Origin of the sequence: Azohydromonas sp. (assembly GCF_035325925.1) — a bacterium.
Lineage (GTDB): Bacteria > Pseudomonadota > Gammaproteobacteria > Burkholderiales > Burkholderiaceae_C > Calidifontimicrobium.
In genome coordinates, this window is record NZ_DAOKZA010000011.1 from 1 (window position 1) to 20,231 (window position 20,231).

The 20,231-nt window shown below is 71.5% G+C and carries 17 protein-coding genes; 2 read left to right on the forward strand and 15 right to left on the reverse strand.

Annotated elements, in window-relative coordinates:
• From PKC53_RS05875 to leuC, 9 genes are all read right to left on the reverse strand, one after another.
• Window positions 1-369, reverse strand: a 369-nt coding sequence (locus PKC53_RS05875; protein WP_324427269.1) for a pyridoxal-phosphate dependent enzyme, incomplete at its 3' end; no start/stop codon positions are given.
• A 12-nt stretch (window positions 370-381) separates the two neighbouring features.
• Window positions 382-1,071: a phosphoribosylanthranilate isomerase gene (locus PKC53_RS05880; protein ID WP_324427270.1), complete on the reverse strand. Its 690-nt coding sequence runs from the start codon at window positions 1,069-1,071 to the stop codon at window positions 382-384.
• On the reverse strand, window positions 1,028-1,828 hold the full coding sequence (truA, locus tag PKC53_RS05885) for a tRNA pseudouridine(38-40) synthase TruA (RefSeq protein WP_324427272.1): 801 nt from the start codon (window positions 1,826-1,828) through the stop codon (window positions 1,028-1,030). The genes PKC53_RS05880 and truA overlap by 44 nt, the downstream gene beginning before the upstream one ends.
• Before the next feature lie 19 nt (window positions 1,829-1,847).
• The gene (locus tag PKC53_RS05890) at window positions 1,848-4,304 is read right to left on the reverse strand and encodes a FimV/HubP family polar landmark protein (RefSeq protein WP_324427274.1); all 2,457 of its coding nucleotides are present in this window, start codon (window positions 4,302-4,304) and stop codon (window positions 1,848-1,850) included.
• Window positions 4,305-4,564: 260 nt separating this feature from the next.
• The gene (gene asd / locus PKC53_RS05895; RefSeq protein WP_324427276.1) at window positions 4,565-5,719 is read right to left on the reverse strand and encodes an aspartate-semialdehyde dehydrogenase; all 1,155 of its coding nucleotides are present in this window, start codon (window positions 5,717-5,719) and stop codon (window positions 4,565-4,567) included.
• 93 nt (window positions 5,720-5,812) lie between these two features.
• The gene (gene leuB / locus PKC53_RS05900) at window positions 5,813-6,904 is read right to left on the reverse strand and encodes a 3-isopropylmalate dehydrogenase (protein WP_324427278.1); all 1,092 of its coding nucleotides are present in this window, start codon (window positions 6,902-6,904) and stop codon (window positions 5,813-5,815) included.
• The gene (gene leuD, locus PKC53_RS05905) at window positions 6,901-7,566 is read right to left on the reverse strand and encodes a 3-isopropylmalate dehydratase small subunit (RefSeq protein WP_324427280.1); all 666 of its coding nucleotides are present in this window, start codon (window positions 7,564-7,566) and stop codon (window positions 6,901-6,903) included. The genes leuB and leuD overlap by 4 nt, the downstream gene beginning before the upstream one ends.
• 9 nt (window positions 7,567-7,575) lie before the next feature.
• Window positions 7,576-7,707: an entericidin A/B family lipoprotein gene (locus PKC53_RS05910; protein ID WP_324427282.1), complete on the reverse strand. Its 132-nt coding sequence runs from the start codon at window positions 7,705-7,707 to the stop codon at window positions 7,576-7,578.
• Between the two features lie 17 nt (window positions 7,708-7,724).
• Entirely contained in the window at window positions 7,725-9,182 is a 1,458-nt protein-coding gene (leuC, locus tag PKC53_RS05915; RefSeq protein WP_324427284.1) for a 3-isopropylmalate dehydratase large subunit, read from the reverse strand.
• 86 nt (window positions 9,183-9,268) lie between these two features.
• On the opposite strand from leuC, the gene PKC53_RS05920 reads away from it, so the two are divergent.
• A complete protein-coding gene (locus tag PKC53_RS05920; protein ID WP_324427286.1) occupies window positions 9,269-9,976 on the forward strand; it encodes an SDR family NAD(P)-dependent oxidoreductase in 708 nt (235 codons plus the stop codon).
• A gap of 36 nt (window positions 9,977-10,012) precedes the next feature.
• On the opposite strand, the gene PKC53_RS05925 is transcribed toward PKC53_RS05920, so the two are convergent.
• Window positions 10,013-11,734, reverse strand: a complete 1,722-nt coding sequence (locus PKC53_RS05925) for a carboxylesterase family protein (protein ID WP_324427288.1) — start codon at window positions 11,732-11,734, stop codon at window positions 10,013-10,015.
• 161 nt (window positions 11,735-11,895) lie between these two features.
• On the opposite strand from PKC53_RS05925, the gene PKC53_RS05930 reads away from it, so the two are divergent.
• A complete protein-coding gene (locus PKC53_RS05930; protein ID WP_324427290.1) occupies window positions 11,896-12,249 on the forward strand; it encodes a heavy metal-binding domain-containing protein in 354 nt (117 codons plus the stop codon).
• A gap of 264 nt (window positions 12,250-12,513) precedes the next feature.
• On the opposite strand, the gene PKC53_RS05935 is transcribed toward PKC53_RS05930, so the two are convergent.
• The 5 genes from PKC53_RS05935 to scpA all read right to left on the reverse strand — a co-directional run bounded on the left by PKC53_RS05935 (window position 12,514) and on the right by scpA (window position 20,122).
• Complete coding sequence (locus tag PKC53_RS05935) at window positions 12,514-12,984, reverse strand: VOC family protein (RefSeq protein ID WP_324427292.1); 471 nt, start codon at window positions 12,982-12,984, stop codon at window positions 12,514-12,516.
• Window positions 12,981-15,011 (reverse strand): acetyl/propionyl/methylcrotonyl-CoA carboxylase subunit alpha, encoded by a 2,031-nt coding sequence (locus tag PKC53_RS05940; protein ID WP_324427294.1) that lies wholly within the window; start codon window positions 15,009-15,011, stop codon window positions 12,981-12,983. The genes PKC53_RS05935 and PKC53_RS05940 overlap by 4 nt, the downstream gene beginning before the upstream one ends.
• Window positions 15,012-15,144: 133 nt before the next feature.
• Entirely contained in the window at window positions 15,145-16,677 is a 1,533-nt protein-coding gene (locus tag PKC53_RS05945; RefSeq protein ID WP_324427296.1) for an acyl-CoA carboxylase subunit beta, read from the reverse strand.
• A gap of 33 nt (window positions 16,678-16,710) precedes the next feature.
• Window positions 16,711-17,712 carry a methylmalonyl Co-A mutase-associated GTPase MeaB gene (gene meaB / locus PKC53_RS05950; protein ID WP_324427405.1) on the reverse strand — a complete coding sequence of 334 codons (1,002 nt, stop codon included), beginning with the start codon at window positions 17,710-17,712 and terminating at the stop codon, window positions 16,711-16,713.
• 244 nt (window positions 17,713-17,956) lie between these two features.
• Complete coding sequence (gene scpA, locus PKC53_RS05955; RefSeq protein ID WP_324427298.1) at window positions 17,957-20,122, reverse strand: methylmalonyl-CoA mutase; 2,166 nt, start codon at window positions 20,120-20,122, stop codon at window positions 17,957-17,959.
• Between the last annotated feature and the right edge of the window lie 109 nt (window positions 20,123-20,231).

Consider the following 20,231-nt stretch of genomic DNA (forward strand, 5'->3'; position numbering starts at 1 on the left):
GGCCACGCCGTGCTGGCCGGCGCCGGTCTCGGCGATCACGCGCGGCTTGCCCATGCGGCGCGCCAGCAGCGCCTGGCCGATCGTGTTGTTGACCTTGTGCGCGCCGGTGTGGTTGAGGTCCTCGCGCTTGAGGTAGATCTGCGCGCCGCCGAGTTCGCGGCTCAGCCGCGCCGCGTGGTACACGGGACTGGGGCGCCCGACGAAGTGCTTCAGTTCGGACTGGAATTCGGCGACGAACTCGGGGTCGGCGCGGTAGCGGCCGTAGGCGGCCTTCAGTTCCTCGAGCGCGTGGATCAGCGTCTCGGCGACGAAGGTGCCGCCGTACGGCCCGAAGTGCCCGCGCGCGTCGGGTTGGGAGTAGTTCAGCATCGAAACGGGGTCTCAGGTCGCGGCGGCGAGCCGTTCGTCGGCTTCGCGCACCGCCAGGCAGAACCGGCGCATCAGCGCGGCATCCTTGATGCCTCTCGCGCTCTCGACGCCGGAGCTCACGTCAACGGCCCAGGGCCGCACGCGCAGCACGCCATCGGTCACGTTGGCAGGATTCAACCCACCAGACAAAACGACCGGACAGGGCACGCCGGGGGGAATCGAGCACCAATCGAAGACCTTTCCGCCGCCGCCGTATCCCTCGACGTGCGCGTCGAGCAGCAGCGCGCGGGCGTTGCCGAAGCGGGCTGCGAAGTCTAACAAATCGAAACCCGGCGCCATGCGTGCGGCGCGCAGGTACGGCCGGCCTGCGGCGTCGCACTGCGCCGGCGTCTCGTCGCCGTGGAACTGCAGCAGCGCGTGCGGCACCTCGGCGACACCGGCGCCGACCTCGGCCGGCGTGGCGTTGACGAACAGCAGCACCGGCGTCACGAAAGGCGGCAGCCGCCGCGACAGCGTCCCCGCCCGCGCCGCGCCGACGGCACGCGCGCTGCCCGTCCACAGCACGAAGCCGACCGCGTCGGCGCCGGCGTCGACCGCGGCGTCGACGTCGGCCTCGCGGGTCAGGCCGCAGACCTTGATGCGCGTGCGCCGCGCCGATTCAGGGTATCCAGTCGAAGGCGGGCGTCGCGGCGGGCAGTCCATGCCGCGCATCGTAGTACGCGCCGGCGAAGTACAGCCCGTCGGGCGCGAACGTCGGTGCCGCCGCCTCGCGCCGGCGCGACGCCAGCACCTCGCCGACCCAACCCGGCGGGTGCCGCCCCTGTCCCACCGCCAGCAGGCAGCCCATGATGTTGCGCACCATGTGGTGCAGGAACGCGCTGGCGTCGAAGTCGAAACGCCAATAGGCCCCGGTGCGCGCGCCGCGGCGCGAGATGGCGATCGCGCGCAGTTCCTTCACCGTGCTCGCGGCCTGGCACGCGGCAGCACGGAACGCACTGAAGTCGTGCGTGCCGACCAGCAGGTCGGCCGCGGCGCGCATCGAGTCGCCGTCGAGCGGGCGGAACACCCAGCCGGCCAGCCCGGCCTCCAGTGCCGGGCGCACCGGCGACTCGAGCACCAGGTAGACGTAGCGCCGCCCCCGCGCGCTGTTGCGGGCGTGGAAGTCGCCGCCGACCGGGCGGCACCACTGCACCGCGATGTCGGCGGGCAGGAAGCGGTTGGTGCCTCGCACCCACGAGAACGGCTCGCGCTCAACCGGTGGGTCCACGTGCACGACCTGATTCAGCGCGTGCACGCCGGCGTCGGTGCGACCGGCGCAGACGGTGGCGACCGGCGCATCGGCGAACGCCGACAGCGCCTGCTCGAGGTGATCCTGTACGGTGCGGCCATCTGGCTGGCTCTGCCAGCCATGGTAGGCGGCGCCGCGGTAGGCGACGCCCAGCGCGAGGCGCGACGCCACTGCCGCCGCCGCCGCGCCGTCAGGCGAGGTCGTCGAGCATCGCCTGCGCCTTGGCCTTCAGCGCGTCGCCGCCCTTGGCGACGACCTCCTCGAGCAGGTCGCGCGCGCCCTCGACGTCGCCGATCTGGCGGAACTCTTCGGCGAGTTCGAGCTTGCGCTGCAGCGGGTCGGTGAGCTCGTCGTCGTCCTCGGGCGGCAGCTCGACCGGCTTCGCGCCGGCGAGCGTGCCGAAGTCGAGCATCGGCGGTTCGAGCGCACCCGGCAGCGTGTTCGCCGGCCCCGGCGCGTCGAGGTCGAGCGACAGCGAACCCAGGTCGAACGGCGCGGCCGCGGGCGACGGCGCTTCGGTGCGCGGCGGCGGCGTGTCGTCGACCGGGATCTCGAAGTCGAGCTGCGAGTCGGGGGCGCTCGCCGGCGTCAGCGGCTGCGTCGTCTCCATCAGCGGCATCGGCGCCGACAGCGGCTCGCCGGGGGGCGGCGGTGCGTTCAGGTCGAGGTCGAGCTCGACGTCCATCGGTGCCAGCGGCTCCAGCGGTTGGCGCGAGTCCGGCGCGGCGTAGGCCGACGGCGTCGGCAGCACCGACTGCGGCATCGTCGTCGCGCCGAGCGCGGCGGCGGCCGTCGTCGCCGCGGCCACGCCGCCGGCCGGCTTGCCGCCCGAGCGGTACAGCGCGTTGTCGGGGTCGATCTGGCGGCCGAGCTCCTGCGCCTTGAGCCAGTCCTCGCCCTCGCCGCGCGTGAGCCCGTACAACTGGGTCGCCAGCGCTTCGAAGCCCTTGGTGTCACGGCGCTTCGCGTAAACCTCGAGCAGCTTGCTGCGGATCGCCAGCCGTTCCGGGTTGGCGCGCATCGCCTCCTTCAGGATCTCCTCGGCCTGCAGGTCGCGACCGTAGGCGAGGTAGACGTCGGCCTCGGCGACCGGGTCGACGTCGCCGATCGCGTCGAGCTGGCTCAGCGAGTAGCTCATCGACGACGGTGCGCCGGTGGCGGCTGCCTCGCGCGTGTCGACGCGCTGGCCACCGGTGGCGCCGAAGAACGAGTCGGGCTGGATCTTGCTCTCGAGGAACGACGTCTCGCCGCTGTCCACCGGCGACTTGCGGCGCAGGCGGTAGATGCCCAGGCCGGCGAGCAGCGCGATCAGCACGCCGGCGGCCGGCAGCACCAGCGGGTTGTCGAGCAGCGTCTCGACGAAACCGGGCTCGGCAGCAGGCGGCGCGGCGGCCGGTGCGGGTGCCGGTGCGGGTGCCGGTGCGGGTGCCGGTGCCGCAGCGATCGCCGGCGCGGCCGGCACGAGGACCGCCGCCGACGCCGCCGACGCGCTCACCGCGGGCGCTGCCGGTTGCGACGCGCCAGCGTCCGGGCGCGCGGCCTGTTGCAGCCGTGCGAGTTCCTCGACGTTGCGTGACAGCTCGGCCACTCGCGTCGACGCGTCGCGCTGTTCGGCCTCGCGCGACAGCCGCGCTTCCGCGGCACCGGGTTGCACCGTGCCCTGCGACAGCTTCAGCTGGTCGGGCGCTGCGGCCGACGGCGTGCGCTCCTCGACCGACGCCTGCACCGTGCCGGTGGCGCGTCGCGCCGGCTCGTCGGTGCGCAACGACGGAGCCACGCCCGCGAGGCGCTGGCGATACGCGTTGAAGTCCTCGCTCTGCGCGCGGATCACCTGCAGCGCCTCGTCGCGCGGCACCTGCGTCGCCGCGTCGCCGCGTGGCACGGCGAGCACCGAGCCTGCGCGCAGCAGGTTCATGTTGTTCTCGATGAACGCGTGCGGGTTGGCACGGTACAGCGACACCAGCATCTGTTCGAGCGACACGCCCTGCGGCGCGGTGCGCGTCGCGATGCGGCTGAGCGTGTCGCCGCGGCGCACCGTGACCTGGTCGGCGTCGACCGGCGCCGGGCGCGGAGCCGGCGCGGCCGCGACCACGGGCGCGGCAGCGCGCGGAGGCGACGCGACCGGCGCAGGCACCGGGGGACGGCCCGCGGCCAGCGGCGCAGGTGCGGGCGGCGCCGGCGTGGTCACCGGCGACGTCACCGGCGCGGCGGCCTGTGCCGGCGGCGCGGGCTGGATGCGCGGCGGATCGAGCAGCAGGGTGTACTCGCGCACGAGCCGCCCGCTGGCCCAGTTCAGCTCGAGGATCACGTCGACGAACGGCTCCTGCACCGCGCGCTCGCTGGCCAGGCGCAGCACCGCGCGGCCGTCGGGGCGGCGCACCAGCGTGGCGCGCAGCCCGGGCAGCACGGCGTTGTAGTCGAGGCCGGCGGCGCGGTACGCCTCGGGGGGCGCCACGCGGACCTGCAGCGTGGCCGCCTCGTCGGGGGTCATGCTGGCGACTTCGATCTCCGCGCGCAGCGCCTCGCCCAGCGCCGATTGCACCTGCAGTCGGCCGAGCCCCAGCGCCCACGACCCGGAGGCCAGCACGCACAGGGCCGCAGCCGCCACGCTCCTGAGGGCGAAGCGCCCCGCTTTGACTGGACTCACGTTCAAAGCCTCTCCCAACGATCAGGTCGGGCCCCGGGGGCCCGCCGCCGGCAAGTCTAGTCGCCTGCCACCGAGTGTCGATCGGTCGAAACCGACGCGGACTCGAGCATATAGGTTGCAAAGCTCATGCAAAGCCCGATTTCGGGCCGCATTTGTCACGCTTCTCGCGCCCGCTCCCGCCTGTGGTCGCCGCGCAACGCACCACCGGGCGCCGTCCGCCGCCGACGCGGCGGGGTCGTGCGCGGCTCTTGCGCGCCGGATCAGGCCTCGAGCAGGATGCGCAGCATGCGCCGCAGCGGCTCGGCGGCGCCCCACAGCAGCTGGTCGCCGATCGTGAACGCGCCGACGTACTCGGGCCCCATCGCCAGCTTGCGGATGCGGCCCACGGGGATCGTCATCGTGCCGGTCACGGCCACCGGCGTGAGGTCGCGCATCGTGGCCTCGCGCGTGTTCGGCACCACCTTCACCCAGGCGTTGTCGGCGGCGATCATCGCCTCGAGGTCGGCCACCGGGACGTCCTTCTTCAGCTTGAAGGTCAGGGCCTGGCTGTGGCAGCGCATCGCGCCGACGCGCACGCAGAACCCGTCGACCGGCACCGCGGCGCCGCCGAACCCTTCGCCCTGGCCGAGGATCTTGTTCGTCTCGGCCATGCCCTTCCACTCCTCGCGGCTCACGCCGTTGCCCAGGTCCTTGTCGATCCACGGGATCAGCGAGCCGCCCAGCGGCACACCAAAGTTCGCCGTCTCCTCGGCGCTGAGTGCCTGCTGGCGCGCCAGCACGCGACGGTCGATCTCGAGGATCGCGCTGGCCGGGTCGTCGAGCAGAGACTTGACCTCGGCGTGCAGGGTGCCGAACTGCGTCAGCAACTCGCGCATGTGCTGCGCGCCGCCGCCCGAGGCCGCCTGGTAGGTCATCGTGCTCATCCACTCGACCAGGCCGGCCTTGTACAGCGCGCCGACGCCCATCAGCATGCAGCTGACGGTGCAGTTGCCGCCGATCCAGTTGCGCCCGCCGCGGGCCAGCGCACTCTTGATCACCGGCAGGTTGACCGGGTCGAGCACGATGACGGCGTCGTCGGTCATGCGCAGCGTGCTCGCGGCGTCGATCCAGTGCCCGTTCCAGCCCGCGGCGCGCAGCTTCGGGAACATCTCGCTCGTGTAGTCGCCGCCCTGGCAGGTGATCACGATGTCGCAGCGCTTCAGCGCGCCGAGGTCGCGCGCGTCGGCCAGCGTCGTCTCGTGCTTCGCGAGGCCGGCGATCGACGCCGGCAACGCACCGCCGGCGTTCGACGTCGAGAAGAACAGCGGCTCGATCAGGTCGAAGTCGCGCTCGGCGCGCATGCGATCCATCAGCACCGAGCCGACCATGCCGCGCCAGCCGACGATGCCGACCAGCGGTTGTTGCGGTGTAGCCATGTCAGTCTTGCCTTTCCAGTGATCCGGACCCCTGCCTGCCCCGGGTCGCATCGCCGGGGTCCAGGAGGTGGGGGCGAGACGATCCGAGAGCGGCTAGCTCTTGGTGATGGTTTTGCCGGTGATCGCGGCGACGACCGCGTCGCCCATCTCGCGCGTGCCGACCTTCGTCGTGCCCTCGCTCCAGATGTCGCCGGTGCGCAGTCCGGCCGCGAGCACGGCCTGCACCGCGCGCTCGACGCGGTCGGCGGCTTCGGGCTGGGCGAGCGAGTAGCGGAGCATCATGGCTGCGGAAAGGATTGTAGCCAGCGGGTTGGCGACGCCCTGGCCGGCGATGTCCGGCGCGCTGCCGTGGCTGGGCTCGTACAGCCCCTTGTCGTTCGCATCCAGCGACGCCGACGGCAGCATGCCGATCGAGCCGGTCAGCATCGCCGCCTCGTCGGACAGGATGTCGCCGAACATGTTGCCGGTGACGATCACGTCGAAGGCCTTCGGCGCCTTGACCAGCTGCATCGCGGCGTTGTCGACGTACATGTGCTCGAGCACGACGTCGGGGTACTGCGCGTGCACCTCGGTGACGACGTCCCTCCAGAACTGGAAGGTCTCGAGCACGTTGGCCTTGTCGACGCTGGTCACCTTGTTGCCGCGCTTCTTCGCCGCCTGGAACGCGACGTGCGCGATGCGCTCGATCTCGGGGCGCGCGTAGCGCATCGTGTCGAACGCCTCCGGCGCGCCGGCGAACGCGCCGTCGGGCGCGCTGCGGCGCCCGCGCGGCTGGCCGAAGTAGATGTCGCCGGTGAGCTCGCGGATGATCAGGATGTCCAGCCCGGCGACCAGCTCGGGCTTCAGGCTCGACGCGTGCGTCAGCTGCGGGTAGCAGATCGCCGGACGCAGGTTGGCGAACAGCCCCAGGTGCTTGCGCAGCCCGAGGATCGCCTGCTCCGGGCGCAGGGCCCGCTCGAGCCGGTCGAACTTCCAATCGCCGACGGCGCCGAACAGCACGGCGTCGGCCGCCTGCGCCAGCTTCAGCGTCGACTCGGGCAGCGGGTGGCCGTGCACCTCGTAGGCGGTGCCGCCGACCGGCGCCGTCTCCAGCTCGAGCGGCAGTTCGAGCGCGCGCAGCACCTTGACCGCCTCGGCGACGATCTCGGTGCCGATGCCGTCGCCGGGCAGGACGGCGACCTTCATCGCGCGCCCTCGTCGCCGGCCATCGCGTTCGCGAGCCACGGCAAGCGCGCCAGCCGCTGCGCCTCGAAGGCGCGGATCTTGTCGGCGTGGCGCAGCGTCAGGCCGATGTCGTCCCAGCCGTTGAGCAGGCACTGCTTGCGAAAGGGCTGGACCTCGAACGGCAGCTCGCTGCCGTCGGGCTTGACGACGACCTGGCGCGGCAGGTCGATGGTCAGCGTGTAGCCGGGGAACGCGGCGACCTCGTCGAACAGCGTCGACACCTGCGACTCGGTCAGCACCACCGGCAGCAGCCCGTTCTTGAAGCAGTTGTTGAAGAAGATGTCGGCGTAGCTCGGCGCGATCAGCGCGCGGAACCCGTACTGCTGGATCGCCCACGGCGCGTGCTCGCGGCTCGAGCCGCAGCCGAAGTTGCGCCGCGCGAGCAGGATCGACGCGCCCTGGTAGCGCGGCTGGTTGAGCACGAAGTCGGGGTTGGGCTTGCGCGCGGCCGGGTCCTGCCCCGGCTCGCCGCGGTCGAGATAGCGCCACTCGTCGAACAGGTTCGGGCCGAAGCCCGAGCGCCGGATCGACTTCAGGAACTGCTTGGGGATGATCGCGTCGGTGTCGACGTTCTCGCGGTCGATCGGGGCCACCAGCCCCTGGTGCACGGTGAAGGCGTCCATGTCAGCGGCTCACTTCTTCCTCGCGGCGCCCTCGAGCGTCTCGCCGGCCTTCTGGATGTCCTGCCCTAGGCCCTGCACCGTGTTGCACCCGGCCAGCAGCCACAGCGCGGCGACGAGCGCGATCCACGTCCGGTTCGGCATCTTCAGACTCCTGCGGTTCAAGCGATGCGGCGCACGTCGACGAAGTGCCCGGCCAGCGCCGCCGCGGCGGCCATCGCCGGGCTGACGAGGTGGGTGCGGCCGCCCGCGCCCTGGCGGCCCTCGAAGTTGCGGTTGCTGGTGCTGGCGCAGCGCTCGCCGGGTTCCAGCCGGTCGGCGTTCATCGCCAGGCACATGCTGCAGCCGGGCTCGCGCCACTCGAAGCCGGCTGCCTTGAACACCTCGTGCAACCCCTCGCGCTCGGCCTGCGCCTTCACCCGCCCGGACCCGGGCACGACCATCGCCAACTTGACATTCGCGGCGACGCGCCCGCCGACCTTGCGCACCACCGCGGCGGCGTCGCGCAGGTCCTCGATGCGGCTGTTCGTGCACGAGCCGATGAACACCTTGTCGACGCGCACGTCGGCGATCGGCTTGTTCGGCTCCAGCCCCATGTAACGCAGCGCCGCCTCGATGGCCTGGCGCCTGCCGGCGTCCTTCTCCTTGTCGGGGTCGGGCACGCGCTCGTCGATCGAAAGCACCATCTCGGGGCTGGTGCCCCAGGTGACCTGCGGCCGGATCCGCGACGCGTCGAGCTCGACCACCGCGTCCCAGCGCGCGTCGGGGTCGGACACCAGCGTGCGCCAGTGCGCCACCGCCTGCTCCCACTCGACGCCGCCGACGAAGCGGCCGGTTCGCGCATCGGTGCCCGGGGCGAAGGGCCGGCCCTTGACGTAGTCGATGGTCTTGTCGTCGACCGCCACCAGCCCGGCGCGCGCCCCGGCCTCGATGGCCATGTTGCACACCGTCATGCGCCCTTCCATGCTCAGCGCGCGGATTGCGCTGCCGCCGAACTCGATCGTGTAGCCGGTGCCGCCGGCGGTGCCGATGCGGCCGATGATCGCCAGCACGATGTCCTTCGCCGTGCAGCCGCGCGGCAGCGTGCCGTCGACGCGCACCAGCATGTTCTTCGCCTTCTTCGCCAGCAGCGTCTGCGTGGCCAGCACGTGCTCGACCTCGCTGGTGCCGATGCCGTGCGCCAGCGCGCCGAAGGCGCCGTGCGTGCTGGTGTGGCTGTCACCGCAGACCACCGTCATGCCCGGCAACGTCGCGCCGCTCTCGGGCCCGATCACGTGCACGATGCCCTGGCGCCGGTCGAGGAACGGAAAGTAGGCTGCCGCGCCGAAGGCCTTGATGTTGGCGTCGAGCGTGACGATCTGCTGCCGGCTGACCGGGTCGGCGATGCCGTCGTAGCCGAGGGCCCAGCCGGTGGTGGGTGTGTTGTGGTCGGCGGTGGCGACGATCGAGCTCACGCGCCAGGGCCGTCGGCCGGCCAGCCGCAGCCCTTCGAAGGCCTGCGGGCTCGTCACCTCGTGCACCAGGTGGCGGTCGATGTAGAGGATGGCGGTGCCGTCGTCCTCGGCGTGGACGACATGCTCGTCCCAGAGCTTGTCGTAGAGCGTGCGTGCGTGGTTCATGGCTGGTTCCGCAGAGCGCGTATTCTCGCAGCACGCCGGCGCGCGCGCAGCGCACGGCGATCACGGGGCCGATCGACGGGGATGCGATGAACGACTTCGAGCACAAGGTGGTGCTGGTCACCGGCGCCGCCGGGCACCTGGGGCGCGCGGTGGCGCGCCGCTTCGCGGCACGCGGCGCGGCGCTGGTGCTGGTCGACGTCGACCGCAGCCGCCTGGCCGCCGCCCACGGCGACGAACACGCCCGACTGCTGTTCGCCGCCGCCGACCTGCGCGACGCCGCGCAGGCCGCCGCCGCGGCGCAGGCCGCGCTGCAGCGCTTCGGGCGCATCGACGCGCTGCTCAACCTGGCCGGCGGCTTCCGCATGGGCGAGCCGGTGCACGAGGTCGGCGACGACACCTGGGACCTGCTGTTCGACCTGAACACGCGCACGCTGCTGAACATGTGCCGCGCCGTCGTGCCGGCGATGCTGGCCGCCGGCGGCGGGCGCATCGTCAACGTCGGCGCCTACGGCGCGCTGCGCGGCGGCGCGCTGATGGGTGCCTACGCGGCGTCGAAGTCCAGCGTGATCCGGCTCACCGAGTCGATGTCGGCCGAACTGCGCGAGCGCGGCGTCGGCGTCAACTGCGTGCTGCCGACGATCATCGACACGCCCGACAACCGCGCCGCGATGCCCGACGCCGACCCGTCGCGCTGGGTCGCACCCGACGCGCTGGCCGACGCGATCGCCTTCCTCGCCGGCGACGCCGCGCGCGCCGTGCACGGCGCGGCGCTGCCGGTGGCCGGGCTGGTCTGAGCGCCCTCGGGGCCGGGCCGGCCGGGCCCGCGGCGGCTACTGCACCGAGATCGCCAGGTCGGTCGGCGTGGCGTCGAAGATCAGCTTCGCCGGCCAGGTGGGCCAGGGCGTGCCGAGGGCCTGCGGGACGTTCGGGTCGCCGTGGCGGGCGAACGCGGCGAGCGCGGCCATCATCGCCTTCGACAGCGCCAGCCGCCCGGGGCGGTTCGCGGTCGAGTTGGCGACGTTCGAGAACAGCGACGGCCCGAAGTTGCCGAACACGAACGGCAGGTCGAAGGCGTGCGCGGCGCCGTAGATGTCGTCGAAGGGCGCCGGCTCCTCGTCCCAGTCGAAGCGGTAGTACCACACCGCGTCCTGCCGCGACTTGAGCGTGCCGAGCACGTTGTCGGCCGCGGCCTGCATGAACAGCGTGTCGAGCAGTTCGGTCATCGCGTTGAAGCCGCCCGGCTTGGTGACCGGCAGGTACTGCGACGGGATCCACTGCTCGATCGTGACCTGCGGCGGCGCGTCCGGGTCGTAGTCGAACTGGAGGTCGAACAGCTGCTGGTCGCTCACCAGCCGCCCGCTGCCGGTGCCGAACAGCGCGAGGAAGGTCGGGAACAGCTTGCCCTCGTCGCGCGTGTTGCCGGCCAGCACCGGCACGCGCAGGTACTGTCCGGCGGCGATCGCGCCGATCGGGTCGATGGGCATCATCGCGCCGTCGGGGATCGGCCCCGAACCGGCCAGGCCCTGCGGTGCCAGCCGCGTGAGCAGCGTGAACAGCAGCGACGCCGGACTGCGCGAGCGCAGGTACGCCGCCACCTGCTCGGGGCTGCGGCTCGCGACCCACGCGGCGGCACCGGCCGCATCGGCAGCGAGACCGTCGACGACGAGCTGCTGCAGCAGCAGCTGCTGGCCCTGCGCCTCGTAGATCGCGGCCGGGTTCAGCGTCGGGATGCGCCCGGCCGGCAGGTTCGTGGCCAGCGAGATGCCGCCGCTCAGCGGTACCGCGCGGTGGAACAGGCGCGGTCGCGCGTCGACCGTGGCCGGCGTCGTCAGCAGCGCGTAGACGTTGATCGCGCCGGCCGACTGGCCCATCAGCGTGACGTTGGTCGGGTTGCCGCCGAACTTCGCGATGTCGTGGCGCACCCACTGCAGCGCCTTGACGATGTCGAGCAGCGCGAAGTTGCCGGAGTCCTCCTGCGCGTCGGCGCCGGACTTCAGCTGCGGCAGGCTGAAGAAGCCGAAGATGCCGAGCCGGTAGTTGACGGTGACCACGACCGCGTCGGCCGCCTTCGCGAGCGCGGCACCGTCGTACACCGGGTCGGCGGTGTAGCCCGAGACGTTGCTGCCGCCGTGCACGAACACGATCACCGGCAGGTTGCCGCGGCGGTCGGACGGGCGCCAGACGTTCAGGTACAGGCAGTCCTCGCTGCCCACGGCCTGGTTCAGCGTCTGGCCGATCGTCTCGTCGTAGCGGTTGTTCGCGCCGGGGCCGTAGATGCGGCCGTACTGCACGCAGGCCGGGCCGAACTGCTGCGCCGCGCGCGGCGCCTTCCACGGCACGGGGTCGACCGGCGCGCGCCAGCGCCACTCGCCCACCGGCGGCCGCGCGAACGGCACGCCTTTCCACGCGTGGGTGCCGTTGACCGCGGAATCGTCGACGCCGACCACCGGCCCGAAGCGCGTGCGACGCTCGAGGTCGGTCTGGCCGGGCGGCGCCGCCTGCGCCTGCCAGGTCAGCACCGCAGCGGTGAACAGCAGCATCAGCTTGCCCATGGTCCTCGCCTCCTGCGTCGCGTCGTGGTGTGCGCAAACGCTACCGGCCCCAGCCGCGGCAGCCGACCGGAAAAACCCTGAAACGCGCGCCCGCCCCCCGACCGCGGTGCCGGACGCGGCGCCATCGGATAAGCTGGCCGCCGTTCGGCAAGGAGCGCGCGATGGGCTGGTTCTCGAGCAGCGACGACGGTTTCTTCCTCGCCACCGTGGTGCCCGACCAGGACGGCGCCCGCGTCGCGAAGTTCCTCGGCGTCGTGCACGGCGAGGCGATCATCGGTGCCAACATCTTCCGCGACATGTTCAGCTCGATCCGCGACGTCGTCGGTGGACGCGCCGGCGGTTACGAGCGTGCGCTGTCGGGCGCACGCGACGCCGCCGTGCAGGACATGATCGATGCCGCGCGCGAACTCGGCGCCGACGGCGTGGTCGGCATCGACTTCGACTACGAGGTGCTGGGCGAGGCCAACGGGATGATGATGGTCGCCGTCAGCGGGACCGCGGTGAAGATGGCCTGAGCGCCGGGCACACGAACGCCGCGTCGACCCCGAGGACTCGGCCAGGACCGACGCGCCGACGTCGCCGCGATGGTCGACGCCGCGCTGCAAGCGACGGGTCCGGCGGCATGGCCGCCCAGTCGCTGCTGCCCGATGGCGGCGTGCCGATGGTCCGACGCGGCGATGTGTCGGATCGTCGATGGACCCGCGCAGCGTCGACCGTGCGTCGGCGCGCCGCCGCCCCCACGCGGCGGCGGTCACCGCGGGCGGCCGGCGCGCCGCCCGTCATCCCAGCGCCGCCACCACCTCCGGCGGTGCCTGCACCAGTTCGATCAGCACGCCCTCGCCGCCGATCGGGAACTCGTCGCTGCCCTTCGGATGGATGAAGCAGATGTCGTGACCCGCGGCGCCCCTGCGGATGCCACCGGGCGCGAAGCGCACGCCGTGCGCGGTCATCCACTCGACGGCCTTGGGCAGATCGTCGACCCACAGCCCGACGTGGTTCAGCGGCGTCGCGTGCACCGCGGGCTTCTTGGCCGGATCGAGCGGCTGCATCAGGTCGACCTCGACGGCGGTCGGTCCGCGACCGAGCGCGCAGACGTCCTCGTCGACGTTCTCGCGCTCGGACACGTAGGTGCTCCTCACCTCGAGCCCGAGCACGTCGACCCACAGCGACCTCAGCCGCTGCTTGTCGGCGCCGCCGATGGCAATCTGCTGGATGCCCAGGATGCGGAACGGCTTGCCGCCGGCGCTCATGCGAACCTCATGATCGGCTGGTCGACCACCAGGCTCTCGCCGCGCGCGGCCAGCAACTCGGCCACCGTGCCGTCCTGCGACGCGGTCAGGATGTTCTCCATCTTCATCGCCTCGATCACCGCGAGCCGTTCGCCGGCCTGCACCGCCTGCCCCGGCTGCACCGCGACGTCGACCAGCAGCCCGGGCATCGGCGAGAGCAGCAGCTTGCTCGTGTCGGCCGGCGGCTTGTGCGGCATCACGCGCAGCAGTTCGGCGGCCTGGGGCAGCAGCACCATCGCGTCGATCGCGCGGCCGTTGTGCGCGACGCGAATCCACAGCCCGTGACGCTCGACCTGCGCGGTGAACGGCACGCCGTTGCAGGTGCCGCTGGCGCGGATGTCGCGAAACGCCCAGTCCTTGGCGATCACGTAGGCGCGCTCGCCGACCTGCACGTGCATCGCGCCTTCGACCAGGTGCACCTGCACCGGGTGGTGCTCCTGCGCCCCGTCGCGCCCGCGCAGCACGACCACGTACTCGTGACCGATCTTCAGCCCGTGACCGGGCAGCTGGCCGGTGATCATCGCCGCGCGCTTGCGGTAGGTGCGGTTGACCGCGGCGGCCAGCGCGACCAGGAACCCCGGGTCGTCGTGCGGCACGTCGGCCGCCGAGAAGCCCTGCGGGTACTGCTCGGCGATGAAGCCGGTCGTGAAGTCGCCGGCGACGAACTTCGGGTGCGCCAGCAGCGCCGACTGGAACGGGATGTTGCTGCTGATGCCGCGGATCACGAACGCGTTCAGCGCCTCGCGCATGCGGCAGATCGCGTCGTCGCGGTCGAGGCCGTGCACGATCAGCTTGGCGATCATCGAGTCGTAGTGCATCGGGATCTCGCCGCCCTCGTAGACGCCGGTGTCGACGCGCACGCCGCCGCCCTCGGGCACCGGCAGCGAGGCCTCCATCGTCGTGGGCGGCGGCTGGTAGCGAACCAGGCGCCCGGTCGACGGCAGGAAGCCGCGCAGCGGGTCCTCGGCGTTGATGCGGCACTCGATGGCCCAGCCGCGGCGGCGCACTCGGTCCTGCGTGAATCCCAGCGGCTCGCCGGCGGCCACGCGGATCATCTGCTCGACGAGGTCCAGCCCGGTGATGCACTCGGTCACCGGGTGCTCGACCTGCAGGCGCGTGTTCATCTCGAGGAAGTAGAAGCTCTGGTCGCGGCCGACGACGAACTCGACCGTTCCCGCGCTCTGGTAGTTCACCGCCTTCGCCAGCGCGACGGCCTGCTCGCCCATCGCGCGGCGCGTCGCCTCGCTGATGAACGGCGACGGGGCCTCCTCGATGACCTTCTGGTGGCGGCGCTGGATGCTGCACTCGCGCTCCCACAGGTACACCACGTGGCCGTGCGCGTCGCCGAGCACCTGGATCTCGATGTGGCGCGGGCTCTCGACGAACTTCTCGATGAACACGCGGTCGTCGCCGAAGCTGGCGCGGGCCTCGTTGCGGCACGACGTGAAGCCGTCCGCCGCCTCCTTGTCGTCGAACGCGACGCGCAGGCCCTTGCCGCCACCGCCGGCGCTGGCCTTGATCATCACCGGGTAGCCGATGTCGCGCGCGATGCGCACCGCCTGCTCGGGCGAGTCGATCGCGTCGTTCCAGCCGGGGATGGTGTTGACCTTCGCCTCGTGGGCGAGCCTCTTCGATGCGATCTTGTCGCCCATCGCCGCGATGCTGTGGTGCTTCGGGCCGATGAAGACGATGCCCTCGTCCTCGACGCGCCGCGCGAACTGCTCGTTCTCGCTGAGGAAGCCGTAGCCCGGGTGCACCGCCTGCGCCCCGGTGGCCCGGCACGCGGCGATGATCTTGTCCATCGCCAGGTACGACTCGCGGCTCGGTGCCGCGCCGATGAACACCGCCTCGTCGGCCAGCTCGACGTGGCGCGCGTCGCGGTCGGCCTCGGAGTAGACGGCCACCGTGGCGATGCCCATCTTCTTCGCCGTCTTGATGACGCGGCAGGCGATTTCGCCCCGGTTGGCGATCAGGATCTTGTTGAACATGTCGAGCCTTGGGTGATCAAGAGTGGGCGCGCGAAGCGCCGCGCGCTTGCAAGCGCGCGCCGTGGATCCGGCCTTGCCGGTCCGCCGGCGTCCCCCCTCGAGGGGGAGGCGCCGAAGGCGCTCCGGGAGCGGGTCACAACGGGATGTTCCCGTGCTTGCGCCAGGGGTTGTCGAGCTTCTTGTCGCGCAGCATCACCAGCGAGCGGCAGATGCGCTTGCGCGTCTCGTGCGGCTGGATCACGTCGTCGATGAAGCCGCGCGCGCCGGCGACGAAGGGGTTGGCGAAGCGCGCCTTGTACTCGGCCTCGCGGCGGCTGAGCTTGTCGGGGTCGCCCTTGTCGTCGCGGAAGATGATCTCCACCGCGCCCTTGGCCCCCATCACCGCGATCTCGGCGTTCGGCCACGCGAGATTGACGTCGCCGCGAAGGTGCTTGGAGCTCATGACGTCGTAGGCGCCGCCGTAGGCCTTGCGCGTGATCACGGTGACCTTGGGCACCGTGCACTCGGCGTACGCGTACAGCAGCTTGGCCCCGTGCTTGATGATGCCGCCGTACTCCTGGCTGGTGCCGGGCATGAAGCCGGGCACGTCGACGAAGGTGATCACCGGGATGTTGAACGCGTCGCAGAAGCGCACGAAACGCGCCGCCTTGATGCTCGACTTGATGTCCAGGCAGCCGGCGAGCACCATCGGGTTGTTCGCGACGACGCCCACCGTGTGCCCCTCCATGCGGCCGAAGCCGACGACGATGTTCTTCGCGTGGTCGGGCTGCAGTTCGAAGAAGTCGCCGTCGTCGAGCACCTTGACGATCAGCTCCTTGATGTCGTACGGCTTGTTCGGGTTGTCGGGCACCAGCGTGTCGAGGCTGAAGTCGAGCCGCTCGGCGGGGTCGCCGCTGGCGCGCACCGGCGGCTTCTCGCGGTTGTTCAGCGGCAGGTAGTTGAAGAAGCGGCGCAGCATCAGGATCGCCTCGACGTCGTTCTCGAACGCGAGGTCGGCCACGCCGCTCTTCGTGGTGTGCGTGGCCGCGCCGCCGAGTTCCTCGGCCGTGACCTCCTCGTGCGTCACCGTCTTCACGACCTCGGGGCCGGTGACGAACATGTACGAGCTGTCCCTGACCATGAAGATGAAGTCGGTCATTGCCGGGCTGTACACCGCGCCGCCCGCGCACGGGCCCATGATCATGCTGATCTGCGGGATCACCCCCGAGGCCATCACGTTGCGCTGGAACACGTCGGCGTAGCCGCCCAGCGACGCGACGCCTTCCTGGATGCGCGCGCCACCCGAGTCGTTCAGGCCGATCACCGGTGCGCCGACCTTCATTGCCTGGTCCATGACCTTGCAGATCTTCTCGGCGTGCGCTTCGCTGAGCGCGCCGCCGAACACCGTGAAGTCCTGGCTGAAGACGAACACCAGCCGGCCGTTGATCATCCCGTAGCCGGTGACCACGCCGTCGCCCGGGACCTTGTTGTCGGCCATGCCGAAGTCGGCGCAGCGGTGCTCGACGAACATGTCCCACTCCTCGAACGTGCCCTCGTCGAGCAGCAGCGACAGTCGTTCGCGCGCGGTCAGCTTGCCCTTGGCGTGCTGCGCGTCGATGCGCTTGCGTCCGCCGCCCAGACGCGCCGCGGCGCGCTTGTTCTCCAGTTGTTCGATGATGTCGTGCATGGACGCGTCTCCGCTGGGGGATGTCGAGGGGAGTCAGTGGAACAGGTCGAGCAGCCGGCGCGCGGCCACCGATGCGGCGACGCGCCCGGCGCGCACGTCGGCCGTCGTCGCGGGCAGCGCGGCGGCCACCGCGGGGTGCCGGCGGAAGCGCTCCTTCAGACCGGCGTCGAGGCGCTCCCACAGCCAGGCCACGGTCTGGCGCTCGCGTCGTTCGGCCAGGCGCCCGCTCGCGGTCTGCAGGTCGCGGAAGTGTTCGACGGCGTCCCAGAAGTCGGCCAGGCCCTGGCCGGTGACGGCGCTGAGCTGCAGCACGCGCGGGTGCCACACGCGGGTGTCGTGATGGCCGTGGTCGGGATGGCCGTGCAGCCCGAAGATGCGCAGCGCCGACGTGATCTGTGCCCGCGCGCGTGTCGCCGCCGCCTCGTCGAGGTCGGCCTTGTTGATCGCGACCAGGTCGGCGAGCTCCATCACGCCCTTCTTGATCGCCTGCAGGTCGTCGCCGGCGTTCGGCAGCTGCAGCAGCACGAACAGGTCGGTCATGCCGGCCACCGCCGTCTCGCTCTGCCCGACGCCGACCGTCTCGACGATCACGATGTCGTGACCGGCGGCTTCGAGCACCAGCATCGCCTCGCGCGTCTTCTCGGCCACGCCGCCGAGCGTGCCGGCCGACGGGCTCGGGCGGATGAAGGCGCGATCGTCGCGCGACAGGCGCTCCATGCGCGTCTTGTCGCCGAGGATCGAGCCGCCCGAGACCGTCGACGAAGGGTCCACCGCCAGCACCGCGACGCGGTGCCCGCGTGCGATCAGGAACAGCCCGAGCACCTCGATGAAGGTGCTCTTGCCGACGCCGGGCACGCCCGAGATGCCCAGGCGCAGCGAGCCGCCGGCGTGCGGCAGCAGCGCGGTCAGCAGCGCGTCGGCGCGTTCGCGATGGTCGGCGCGCGTCGACTCGAGCAGCGTGATCGCCTTGGCGATCGCGCGGCGCTGTGCTGGGCCGGGGTGCCCGAGTACGGCGTCCCTGAGCCGCACGTCCACGGCGTCGGGGCCCCGCGTCGCGTCGACGTCGGTCACCGCACGTTCCTCGGGCCGTGGCGTTGACCGGACGTACGCGGGCCGCGACAGCCACTCACTGCGTCGCCGTCCTTCGCAGCGCCCTCCATGGCCGAGCGGGCCGAGGACGCCGGGACAGGCGAACGACCGACTTCGATGCGTGTCCGCAACCGACCGACGGCCGACGATGGCGCCGGCGCCCGCGACAGACCCGTCCGCCGCACGACGCTCACCCCGCCCCCACGGCCTTCTTGATCTGCTCGAGCACGTCCTTGGCGCTCACCGGGATCGGCGTGCCCGGGCCGTAGATGCCCCTGACGCCGGCGTCGTAGAGGAAGTCGTAGTCCTGCTGCGGGATCACGCCGCCGACGAACACGACGATGTCGCCGCCGCCCTGCTTGTTCAGCTCGTCGATGATCGCCGGTACCAGCGTCTTGTGCCCCGCGGCCAGCGTCGACACGCCGATCGCGTGCACGTCGTTCTCGATCGCCTGGCGGGCGCACTCCTCGGGCGTCTGGAACAGCGCGCCGATGTCGATGTCGAAGCCGAGGTCGGCGAACGCGGTGGCCACGACCTTGGCGCCGCGGTCGTGGCCGTCCTGGCCCAGCTTGGCGACCATCACGCGCGGGCGGCGGCCCTGCTCGCGCGCGAACTGGGCGATCTCGGCCTTGAGCCTGTCCCAGCCCTCGGCGCTGTCGTAGGCGGCGGCGTACACGCCGGTCACCTTCTGGATGTCGGCGCGGTGGCGGCCGAAGACCTGTTCGAGGGCATCGCTGACTTCTCCCACGGTGGCACGCGCACGCATGGCCTGGATGCTCAGGTCGAGCAGGTTGCCCTGCCCGGTGCGCGCGCCGTCGGTCAGTGCGGCCAGCGCTGCGCGCACCTTCGCGCCGTCGCGCTGTGCCTTGATCTGGCGCAGGCGCGCGATCTGCTGTTCGCGCACCCGGTGGTTGTCGACCTCGAGGATCTCGACCGGCTCCTCCTTCGGCAGGCGGTACTTGTTGACGCCGACGATGACGTCGCGGCCGCTGTCGATGCGCGCCTGCTTCTCGGCGGCGCTGGCCTCGATCTTGAGCTTGGCCCAGCCGCTGTCCACGGCCTTGGTCATGCCGCCCATCGCATCGACCTCCTCGATGATCGCCCACGCGGCGTCGGCCATCTGCTGGGTCAGCGTCTCCATCATGTAGCTGCCGGCCCAGGGGTCGATGACGTTCGTGATGTGCGTCTCCTCCTGGATGATGAGTTGCGTGTTGCGCGCGATGCGCGCGCTGAACTCGGTGGGCAGCGCGATGGCCTCGTCGAAGCTGTTGGTGTGCAGGCTCTGCGTGCCGCCGAACACCGCGGCCATCGCCTCGATCGTCGTGCGCACGATGTTGTTGTACGGGTCCTGCTCGGTGAGGCTCCAGCCCGAGGTCTGGCAGTGCGTGCGCAGCATCAGGCTCTTCGGGTTCTTCGCGCCGAAGCCCTTCATGATGCGGCACCACAGCAGCCGCGCCGCGCGCATCTTGGCGATCTCGAGATAGAAGTTCATCCCGATCGCCCAGAAGAACGACAGCCGTCCGGCGAAGGCGTCGACGTCGAGGCCCTTGGCCAGCGCCGTCTTCACGTACTCCTTGCCGTCGGCCAGCGTGAACGCCAGCTCCAGCGCCTGGTTCGCTCCCGCCTCCTGCATGTGGTAGCCGGAGATGCTGATCGAGTTGAAGCGCGGCATTTGCCTCGCCGTGTACTCGATGATGTCGCCGACGATGCGCATCGAGGGCTGCGGCGGGTAGATGTACGTGTTGCGGACCATGAACTCCTTGAGGATGTCGTTCTGGATGGTCCCCGACAACTGCGCCTGCGCGACGCCCTGCTCCTCGGCCGCGACGACGTAGCCGGCGAGCACCGGCAGCACCGCGCCGTTCATCGTCATGCTCACGCTGACCTTGTCGAGCGGGATGCCGTCGAACAGGATCTTCATGTCCTCGACGCTGTCGATCGCGACGCCCGCCTTGCCGACGTCGCCTGTCACGCGCGGGTGGTCGCTGTCGTAGCCGCGGTGCGTGGCCAGGTCGAACGCGACGCTGACGCCCTGCGCGCCGGCGGCCAGCGCCTTGCGGTAGAAGGCGTTGCTGTCCTCGGCGGTGGAGAAGCCGGCGTACTGGCGGATCGTCCACGGCCGCACCGCGTACATCGTCGCCTGCGGCCCGCGCACGAACGGCTCGAAGCCGGGCAGCGTGTCGGCGTACGGCAGCGTCCGGGTGTCGGCTGCGGTGTACAGCGGCTTGACGTTGAGCCCCTCGGGCGTCAGCCAGTTCAATGTGCTCACTTCGCCGCCGGCCGACTTGGCGGCGGCGCGCGTCCATTGCTCGATCGTCGCGGCGGTGGACTCCGACGGATGGTCACCCTGGCTCATGCGCTCTCCTTGGCCTCGGCGCGGGGCGGGCACCGGCGGCCGAGCGGCGCCGGTGCCGCGGGCTGCCCGGCGCCGTGTTCGCGGTCGCCGCTTGCCGAGGGTTCTTGAT

Bases quoted from the DNA above. Each gene is read 5' to 3' on its own strand.
- leuD (WP_324427280.1), bottom strand. From the start codon at position 7,566: ATGGACGCCTTCACCGTGCACCAGGGGCTGGTGGCCCCGATCGACCGC.
- PKC53_RS05920 (WP_324427286.1), top strand. From the start codon at position 9,269: ATGAACGACTTCGAGCACAAGGTGGTGCTGGTCACCGGCGCCGCCGGG.
- PKC53_RS05945 (WP_324427296.1), bottom strand. From the start codon at position 16,677: ATGCACGACATCATCGAACAACTGGAGAACAAGCGCGCCGCGGCGCGT.
- PKC53_RS05910 (WP_324427282.1), bottom strand. From the start codon at position 7,707: ATGCCGAACCGGACGTGGATCGCGCTCGTCGCCGCGCTGTGGCTGCTG.
- leuB (WP_324427278.1), bottom strand. From the start codon at position 6,904: ATGAAGGTCGCCGTCCTGCCCGGCGACGGCATCGGCACCGAGATCGTC.
- leuC (WP_324427284.1), bottom strand. From the start codon at position 9,182: ATGAACCACGCACGCACGCTCTACGACAAGCTCTGGGACGAGCATGTC.
- scpA (WP_324427298.1), bottom strand. From the start codon at position 20,122: ATGAGCCAGGGTGACCATCCGTCGGAGTCCACCGCCGCGACGATCGAG.
- asd (WP_324427276.1), bottom strand. From the start codon at position 5,719: ATGGCTACACCGCAACAACCGCTGGTCGGCATCGTCGGCTGGCGCGGC.
- PKC53_RS05880 (WP_324427270.1), bottom strand. From the start codon at position 1,071: ATGGACTGCCCGCCGCGACGCCCGCCTTCGACTGGATACCCTGAATCG.
- PKC53_RS05930 (WP_324427290.1), top strand. From the start codon at position 11,896: ATGGGCTGGTTCTCGAGCAGCGACGACGGTTTCTTCCTCGCCACCGTG.
- PKC53_RS05940 (WP_324427294.1), bottom strand. From the start codon at position 15,011: ATGTTCAACAAGATCCTGATCGCCAACCGGGGCGAAATCGCCTGCCGC.
- PKC53_RS05925 (WP_324427288.1), bottom strand. From the start codon at position 11,734: ATGGGCAAGCTGATGCTGCTGTTCACCGCTGCGGTGCTGACCTGGCAG.
- PKC53_RS05935 (WP_324427292.1), bottom strand. From the start codon at position 12,984: ATGAGCGCCGGCGGCAAGCCGTTCCGCATCCTGGGCATCCAGCAGATT.